The 2,470-nt window shown below is 76.5% G+C and carries 1 protein-coding gene; it reads left to right on the top strand.

Annotated elements, in window-relative coordinates:
- Nucleotides 1-2,470, top strand: a 2,470-nt coding sequence (locus QMK28_RS32435; protein ID WP_326443278.1) for a hypothetical protein, incomplete at both ends; no start/stop codon positions are given.

Genomic DNA, 2,470 nt, shown 5'->3' on the forward strand with positions numbered 1-2,470 from the left:
CTACCAGCGGGCGCGCGAGCTGTTCGGCTCCGACCCGGAGAGCTTCGTCGTCGCCGGAGTCGGCGGCATCCCGGTGCTCCGCGAGGCGGGCTCCTTCGCCCTCGACGCCGCCGGCCCCACCCCGACCGGCGGCGCCCGCCCCCGGCCCGGCCAGACGGCGACCGGCGAGAGCGGCCACCCGTACCTGGGCAAGGGCAAGCTGGCCAGGCCGGGGACCGCCTCCTCCGAAGCGCACTACAACAACGTCAGCTTCGAAGTGCTGAGCGCCTACTTCCCGCAGGTTGTGCGGGACCGGCTCACTCTGCCGCTGCACGACACCACGTCCTCGCAGGGCGGACTCGACGCCACCCTGCGGCTGTTCGCGGGCGTCGACCTGGCCAAGGCGCGGCTGGTGACCCTGGACCCCGGCGTGGGGCTGGGCAGCAACCGCAGGGTCATGCAGAACGACGTGTTCACCGGCGACGCCACCGAGACCCACCAGCCGTCCATCACGGCGGGCCCGAGCGTCGGCGCCCCGCTGCCCCCCGGCGGAGTGTCCGGCACCGGCCCCGGCTGGACGGACTCCGCCACCGACGGCACCGCGGCGGACCGCCGCACCTCGGCCCTGTCCACGGTCAAGCCCCCGCCCGGCGGCGCCGTCCTGGTCCGGCTGCCGGTGTACTGGCAGCACGCGGCCCAGGTCTCCCGGCGCATCGCCGACTCGCCGTGGGCCACGGCGGCGCAGGGCATGCTGCCGGCGGTCGTACGCAAGCAGCTCGGCCTGCCCGGGACGGTCGCGGCGCACACCGTCGACGACGGCGTGCACGTCTGGGTCACCCACGACCTGGCCAAGAAGTTCGACCTGCTGCCGCAGCAGGTCGAGGACGCGTCGGCCGTCGTCAAGGAGGAGACGGAGACCTTCATGACGGCGGCGGAGGCCTGGGACGCGACCGCCCGCTCGCTGCGCGCGCTGCGCGGCGAACTCGACGAGGCGCTGGCCGACGTCGGCGCGGCCCGCACCCGGCTCCAGGAGACGCAACTGGTCGAGACCCGGCTGCGGGAGAGCCAGGCGCACGAGACGCGGCTGCTGGAGGCCCGCCTGGAAGCGACCCGGCAGAGGCTGGACGGGACCGGTCCGACGCGTGCGGCGACCGATCGGACGACGCCCGCAGCGGCCGAGGTGCTGCCCGCCGCTCGGCAGCCGACCGAGTCCGGCGCGGCCCCCGGCCGTATCGAGGAAGGCCGTACCGACGAAGGCCGTACCGACGAAGGCCGTACCGAGGAAGCCGACAACGTCTCCGACCGGACCCCGGAAGTCGCGGACGTCCCGCTGCGCCGGGCCGAACTGGCCGCCGCCGCACACCGGCTCGCCTCCCGCCAGGAGCGCTACGCCGAACTCCACCAGGACCTGGCCGACCAGGCACGGGACCGGATCGGCGCGGAGCGCCGGCTCGCGCGGGCGTGGACCTTCGCGCACGACACCATGGGCTACTACGGGCGTCCCGAGGCGGAGCGCGTCGGCGCTGAGCCGGGCGCGTGGGAGCCGGACCCGGTCGCGAACGCCGTCGTGGAGGGGGCCGAAAGCCCGGCCACGGGCACGGGCTCAGCTTCGAACTCGGCCACGGGCACGGCTCCGCATCCGGCTGCCCCGGCCACCGGCCGCACCGTAGCTCAGGCAGAGCGCCCCGCAGCCGAACCCGCCCCCGAGACGGCGCCCGGATACCCGCTCCCCGCCGACGCACTGGCAAGCGAGCAGACGCGCGAGCTGACGGGCGACCCGGCGGCCGGCGACCCGACGGCAGGCGGACACCCCGACGCCGCCGAGGCCGTGCACACGCGCACCGACGCCTGGCTGGTCGAGACCGAGGGGCCGCACGACCCGCTGGCCGGGGCGGTGGACCTCCCCGAGGCCGTGGCCCGGGAGCGCGACAAGGCCGCGGCCTGGGCCCGGCAGTGGCTGGCCGAGGACGCCCGCTACCGCGCCGCGCTGAGCGAGACCGGTGCGGCCCGGGAGGCGGTCGCCATGGCGGACCGCAGGATCGGCAAGACCCCGGCGGACAACGCCGGGAGACTGCGGGAGGCGCGGGAGCACCAGCGGGCCGCCGAGAGCGCGTACACCGAGGCCCGCGCGGACCTGCACGTCCGGCACAGCGCGGTGCTGCGGGCCAGGGAGCGTTTCCTGGCCGCTGAGGCGTCCGTCCGGCAGGCCGCCGGGGCGACACCCGACGGGCCGGCGCACCAGCCCTGGTACCCGGCGGCGGACCCCGAGGGCTACACCCGACCCGGCAGCGCGGAACCGGTGCCCGAGCCGTACTCCGTGCTCACCGAGGACGCCGCCGGCAAGCCGCTGAGCCTGACCGGGCCCGACGGCGAAACCATCCTCGATCTCGTCGAACCGCCCAGCAGCCGCCCGCAGACGGACCCCGCGCGCGAGGGCACCGCCCACCGGAGCCCCGACGCCGACGCTGACGTCCGCACCAGCTTCCACCGC

Source organism: Streptomyces sp. H27-D2 (assembly GCF_035828615.1).
Classification (GTDB): Bacteria; Actinomycetota; Actinomycetes; order Streptomycetales; family Streptomycetaceae; genus Streptomyces.